The organism is Photobacterium sp. BZF1, from assembly GCF_014349205.1.
Classification (GTDB): domain Bacteria; phylum Pseudomonadota; class Gammaproteobacteria; order Enterobacterales; family Vibrionaceae; genus Photobacterium.
Genome location: NZ_JACSOF010000305.1, coordinates 1 through 1,383 on the forward strand (window position 1 = coordinate 1; position 1,383 = coordinate 1,383).

Annotated in this window: 1 rRNA gene; it reads left to right on the forward strand. The window is 53.8% G+C overall.

Features of this window, described 5'->3' with window-relative positions:
• Positions 1 to 1,364: ribosomal RNA gene (locus tag BIZ37_RS30160) — 23S ribosomal RNA — on the forward strand; the annotation flags it as partial.
• Positions 1,365 to 1,383 lie beyond the last annotated feature (19 nt).

The following is a 1,383-nucleotide window of genomic DNA, read 5'->3' on the forward strand; positions in this document are numbered from 1 at the left end:
CTGAAGTCATTGATGCCATGCTTCCGGGAAAAGCCTCTAAGCTTCAGATAGTAAGGAATCGTACCCCAAACCGACACAGGTGGTCGGGTAGAGAATACCAAGGCGCTTGAGAGAACTCGGGTGAAGGAACTAGGCAAAATGGTACCGTAACTTCGGGAGAAGGTACGCTGCCGGCGGTGAAGAGACTCGCTCTCGGAGCTGCTGGCAGTCGCAGATACCAGGTGGCTGCAACTGTTTATTAAAAACACAGCACTGTGCAAAATCGAAAGATGACGTATACGGTGTGACGCCTGCCCGGTGCCGGAAGGTTAATTGATGGGGTTAGACTTCGGTCGAAGCTCTTGATCGAAGCCCCGGTAAACGGCGGCCGTAACTATAACGGTCCTAAGGTAGCGAAATTCCTTGTCGGGTAAGTTCCGACCTGCACGAATGGCGTAATGATGGCCACGCTGTCTCCACCCGAGACTCAGTGAAATTGAAATCGCAGTGAAGATGCTGCGTACCCGCGGCTAGACGGAAAGACCCCGTGAACCTTTACTACAGCTTGGCACTGAACATTGACCCTACATGTGTAGGATAGGTGGGAGGCTTTGAAACCGAGTCGCTAGATTCGGTGGAGCCGTCCTTGAAATACCACCCTTGTAGTGTTGATGTTCTAACGTCGCCCCGTTATCCGGGGTGCGGACAGTGCCTGGTGGGTAGTTTGACTGGGGCGGTCTCCTCCCAAAGCGTAACGGAGGAGCACGAAGGTGGGCTAATCACGGTCGGACATCGTGAGGTTAGTGCAATGGCATAAGCCCGCTTGACTGCGAGACTGACAAGTCGAGCAGGTGCGAAAGCAGGTCATAGTGATCCGGTGGTTCTGTATGGAAGGGCCATCGCTCAACGGATAAAAGGTACTCCGGGGATAACAGGCTGATACCGCCCAAGAGTTCATATCGACGGCGGTGTTTGGCACCTCGATGTCGGCTCATCACATCCTGGGGCTGAAGTCGGTCCCAAGGGTATGGCTGTTCGCCATTTAAAGTGGTACGCGAGCTGGGTTTAGAACGTCGTGAGACAGTTCGGTCCCTATCTGCCGTGGGCGTTGGATGATTGAGAGGGGCTGCTCCTAGTACGAGAGGACCGGAGTGGACGAACCTCTGGTGTTCGGGTTGTGTCGCCAGACGCATTGCCCGGTAGCTAAGTTCGGAATCGATAACCGCTGAAAGCATCTAAGCGGGAAGCGAGCCTCGAGATGAGTCATCCCTGAACCTATAAGGTTCCTGAAGGGTTGTTGGAGACTACGACGTAGATAGGCAGGGTGTGTAAGCGTTGTGAGGCGTTGAGCTAACCTGTACTAATTGCCCGTGAGGCTTAACCATACAACACCCAAGGGGTTTT